Here is a 4757-nt window from a genome sequence, read left to right as displayed (position 1 = left end):
TTCAACACCACAATGTTTACAGATTGCCATAGCCGCGCCTCCTTTGGATTAAGGAAGTTACTATAGCCAAAATGTATCTTTATGTAAACACTCTCAAAATTCTCATCAGATGCGTTTCGGAACTAATGTAAGGGAATTATTGCTTAAGTTTGTGCTTTTTTCATGGCAAATAATACGACAGCAAAAACTGTTAAACTGGGGAGCAATGCCATAAATGGTGGATTGAGGTTATAAATCAATCCTAAATGGTTGATAATTTTATTGAAAATATCGAAGCCCATGCCAATTGCAACGCCAATCATGATTCGAGCGCCGACACTGACTCCCCGACGAATGCCAATAACAAAAGGTGCTGACACTAACAACATAACAAAGGTGGTTAGCGGACTGACCGCCCGGCCCCAAAAAGCAACTTCATAAGCGTGTGACTTTTGGTGATTTTCTTTTAAAAACCGAACGTACATTGCCAGATCATACAAAGAGAGATTTTTGGGATTCACAATGACAATTTTTAATAAATTGGGGGCAATTGATGAGTTCCATATTTGCTCTGCCTGTTGAGTTACCTGAATGAGTTGTGTTGAAATCGTCGATTGTTTAATATTTTCCAGCTTCCAGGTTTTTTTGCCCAGGAAAGTGGCTTTATCGGCATGTAGTTCACGGTTTAAATGCCGTTGTGCATCCAATTCATAAATACTTATGTCAGCCAGTTTTCCATCGTCTTCTACTTGACGCACATTGATATAATTTGAGCCTTCCCGCAGCCATAAGCCATAGCTGGAGTTCATTATGATTTGTTCGTTTTGGGCAGTCATTTTTATTTTCTGACCCAGCCTTTCACCTAATGGCGCTATAAATTCACCAATCAGCATTGACAAAATAACCAAGGCAACTCCTGCAAGCATAACGGCCTTAATGATGCCGAATATGGACAAGCCTGATGCTTGCATGGCAATCAATTCGCGATTATTACCCATAGAACCCAACACAAATAAACTGCCAATTAATGCCGATGCAGGAATGAGCTGATAAAGTACGGTAGGTGAAGTTAAAGCTACGTAGTAGAAAACTTGTTTTAAATCATAGTGACCTTGACCTATATCTTTCAGCTCATCGGCAAAGGTAAATAAATTGAAAAGTGTCAGTAATATCAATAAAGTAATCAACGAACCTTTCAGAATTTCTTTGGCTATATAAAGCGATAGTACGTTCATTTTGACGCTCTTTGCCTGATGGTTAAGATTAACCACCGGAATCCGTACCAGTTTGCCAAAAATACCAAGCCGATAACAAACAGCACCAAATTTACCCAGAAAATACCAGGCCAGTTAGCAATAGATCCTTTAATAACCCAACTTTGGGCAACATTAGAAAGATTCCCGTAGCTGAAATAAATCAAAAAACCCAGCAACATACTGCCATATACGCCGCCCCTGGGCGAAATCCTGGACAGTGGCACAGCTATAAAACCCAGCAGCAAAATGCCTAAAGGTGTAACGAGGCGACTTTGAAGCTCTGCAATTTCTTTTTTCACTGAGGACTTCCATAGCTTAGCGCTGTCAAGCCCGCTCGGTGTGACAAAAGTTGACAGTGCTTTTTCCTTTATTTTTAAAGCATATTCATTGAACTCTTCAACTACGTAGTTGAAACTGCCGGGATGGCCTTGTATGCGCTCGCCCTTCTCAAAGACAATGTAACGACCTTCGGGCAAATCATCGAAGCGGGCATGCTCTGCGTTGATTATGCTCAGTTTGTTTTTCTTCCTATGCTGCATAAAAACAGAGTGCATTTTTTGGTCAGGCGTTATGTTTTCAACATAAAAAACCAGATCACCTCGACTGTACTCACTGAACTTACCGGCCGCGATACCACGAATATCAGAGGATTGTTCGTCTTGATTAATAATCCCCTGTATTTTATTTTCAGCCCACGGCGAAACATAGAGCGATAAGCCGAGGGTGATAATACTCAGCGGAAATATCAACAAAAAAACCGCCCTGTAAAGCGTACCCGCACCACCTCCCGCAGCGGCAATTGCGGACATTTCCTGGTCTTTATACAATCGCCCCAGCACCATTAGCAGCGCCATAAAAGTGGCAGCCGGTAATAGGGAGATGCTGGAGGTTATGGTTCTTAATCCTAAGATAGTCAACAGGGTCTCATTGGAAACATGGCCCTCAACGGCCTTATCAAGAATTTTGATAAACTTCCGGCTCACCACAATAACCACAATGACTGTCCACACAGAAAATAATGTTTTCAGCAAGTCCGTGGCAATCATTTTGTCTAAAACGGTAACCCATGGTCGCCGTGTCGTTTTATAGCCTTTAGGCCAATCCGCTTCCAAGCCTATCTCCTCAAGCAAATCGATATTTGTGTTGTATAATCAAACGAAAAATAGAGTGAAGTGGCAACCGCCGGTTACGCTATGACCCAGTCAATTTAAAAACAACCTATTTACAAAGTAAGATGGATTATTCTATAGAAACCGCTGCCATAGAAACACTACCATGCGATTGTATCATTATCGGTGTGTATCAAAACCAGCAACTTATCGCTTCCGAATCAACCTTAACTGATAACTTACAGCAAGTAATCAGCAAAGTCATTAAGCGTGGAGATGCCAGCGGTAAAGTTGGCGAGACAGCGTTGATAAACGTAATTCCCGACAGCAAAGTTGAACGTGTTCTGTTGGTTGGATTAGGCGAAAACAAACCCTTATCGACAAAAAATTACCGTAAAGCATTATCGGCTGCGGTAAATAGCCTAAAAAAACCCTATATCAAATCCATTGCCTGTGGACTTGCAGACGTTGGCGTTGAAGGTTGTAATCTGCAATGGAATGTCCGACAAATTGTCGAAATTTTTAACGATGCCAGCTACCAGTTTACCGCCCTCAAATCCGACAAGGAAACCGAAAGTAAACTGCAAAAAGTAATTATTACTACCCCAGATAGTGGGCTTGCCTTGGCGCAATCAGGATTAATCCAAGGCTTGGCAATTGCCGAAGGCGTTAGCCTTGCCAAAGCGCTCGCCGATCTTCCTGGCAATGTTTGCACCCCGACTTACATGGCTGAACAAGCTGTTGAACTCGGCAAAACTCATCCAGGACTCAGCGTTAAAATCCTGGAGGAATCGGAAATGAAAGAACTCGGCATGGGTTCTTTTCTGTCAGTTTCACGTGGCAGCCGTCAACCAGCCAAATTGATCGCCCTGGAATATCTCGGAGGCAAAAAGGACAGCAAGCCTATCGTTTTGGTGGGCAAAGGCTTAACTTTCGATGCCGGCGGAATTTCCTTGAAGCCCGGCGCGGGCATGGACGAGATGAAATACGACATGTGCGGCGGCGCGGCCGTCATGGGTACTTTGCTGGCAGCGGTAAAAATGCAATTGCCGCTCAATATCGTGGGTTTGGTTCCCTCATCCGAAAACATGCCCGATGGCGATGCCAACAAACCTGGCGACATTGTCACCAGTATGTTGGGCAAAACCATCGAAATTTTAAATACCGATGCGGAAGGCCGGCTAATACTTTGCGATACGTTGACTTACGCAGAACGCTACAAGCCTGATGTTGTCATCGACTTGGCAACCTTGACTGGTGCGTGTTTGGTCGCTTTGGGACGAGTCCCCAGTGGTTTGTTAGGCAACGACGACGACCTCTGCAACGCCCTAATCAAAGCGGGAGAATCCTCCTGTGACAGCGTTTGGCGTTTACCGTTATGGGAAGAATATCAGGAGCAGCTTAAATCCAATTTTGCCGACCTTGCCAACATTGGTGGTAAAGATGCAGGTACGATAACGGCCGCCTGTTTCCTTTCTCACTTCGCCAAAAACTTTCGTTGGGCGCATCTGGATATTGCAGGTACAGCCTGGAGAACCGGACAATTCAAAGGCGCAACAGGCCGTCCCGTACCCTTGTTAAGCCAATATCTCATTGACCGGGCAGCGTCATAGGTTAGCCGTGTGCCAGAAATCAGCTTTTACGTATTGCCGACGGAATTAACCCAAGAACGCTACCTGTTTGCTTGCAAACTAATCGAAAAAGCCTACCGCAACGGGCATTTTGCGTACGTACTTACCGATTCTCCAGAGCAAAGCCAGCATCTAGACAACCTGCTCTGGACCTTCAGGGCGGGCAGCTTCGTGCCGCATCAAATCTACCAAGATACAATACCCGAACAAATAAATACTGTACTGATCGGCACTAGTGAACCGCCAGAACACTGGCGAAATACCTTAATTAACGTGTCATCTCAACTGCCAAAGAGCTTTCAACAGGCCGAAAAAGTATTAGAAATCCTGGACAACAGTGAAGCTTGTAAGGCGCAGGGCAGGCAGCGATACCGACAATACCAACAGGCGGGGATTGAGGTTGTGACACATAAGATATAAGCGCAATCCAATCAATCATGCCGCTTGAGGTTTACCATTACATCCCGATCCGGCTTTAAGGTAAGGCTGATGGCGTCTTGACGGTCATATTATAGATACGGCCTTATAAAGTTTGAACTTATAGCGTTATTTTGTGTCTTATCCGTATGGAAAAAGAAGACGCGAGGTATCAAACGTTGGAGCAACTGCACGAGCGGCGAAAGCAGGTAGTGCGGTTGCATAAACAAGGCATTAAGGTGATGCGGATTGTAAAGATGGTGGGATGTAATGGTCAATATAAACCGGACACTTTTTTAGACAGCCTTCTTATAAAAATCCCACTCAAACTGCAACGGGGATTGATAGCCTAACTTTGAATGCGA

The 4757-nt window shown here is 44.3% G+C and carries 4 protein-coding genes and 1 pseudogene; 3 read left to right on the top strand and 2 right to left on the bottom strand.

Annotated elements, in window-relative coordinates; translation table 11 throughout:
• Positions 1-143: 143 nt before the first annotated feature.
• Positions 144-1214 (bottom strand): LPS export ABC transporter permease LptG, encoded by a 1071-nt coding sequence (lptG, locus tag ABL924_RS17850; protein ID WP_349028448.1) that lies wholly within the window; start codon positions 1212-1214, stop codon positions 144-146.
• Entirely contained in the window at positions 1211-2347 is a 1137-nt protein-coding gene (gene lptF / locus ABL924_RS17845) for an LPS export ABC transporter permease LptF (protein ID WP_349028447.1), read from the bottom strand. Before lptF ends, lptG begins: the two co-directional genes overlap by 4 nt.
• A 122-nt stretch (positions 2348-2469) precedes the next feature.
• Between lptF and ABL924_RS17840 the strand changes: the two genes are divergently transcribed.
• The 3 genes and pseudogenes from ABL924_RS17840 to ABL924_RS17830 form a co-directional block, all read left to right on the top strand.
• Positions 2470-3957, top strand: a complete 1488-nt coding sequence (locus ABL924_RS17840) for a leucyl aminopeptidase (protein WP_349028446.1) — start codon at positions 2470-2472, stop codon at positions 3955-3957.
• Positions 3958-3966: 9 nt separating this feature from the next.
• Positions 3967-4395, top strand: a complete 429-nt coding sequence (locus tag ABL924_RS17835) for a DNA polymerase III subunit chi (RefSeq protein ID WP_349028445.1) — start codon at positions 3967-3969, stop codon at positions 4393-4395.
• A 146-nt stretch (positions 4396-4541) separates the two neighbouring features.
• Positions 4542-4649, top strand: a pseudogene (locus tag ABL924_RS17830) (IS630 family transposase); the annotation flags it as partial.
• Between the last annotated feature and the right edge of the window lie 108 nt (positions 4650-4757).

Source organism: Methyloglobulus sp. (assembly GCF_040079455.1).
Taxonomy (GTDB): domain Bacteria; phylum Pseudomonadota; class Gammaproteobacteria; order Methylococcales; family Methylomonadaceae; genus Methyloglobulus.
Note: the sequence above shows the minus strand (reverse complement) of the source record. Positions and strands in the feature narration are given on the sequence as shown.

What these genes read in the sequence shown, in the direction of transcription:
- lptG (WP_349028448.1), bottom strand. Translation starts at nt 1,214, where the DNA reads ATGAACGTACTATCGCTTTATATAGCCAAAGAAATTCTGAAAGGTTCG.
- ABL924_RS17840 (WP_349028446.1), top strand. Translation starts at nt 2,470, where the DNA reads ATGGATTATTCTATAGAAACCGCTGCCATAGAAACACTACCATGCGAT.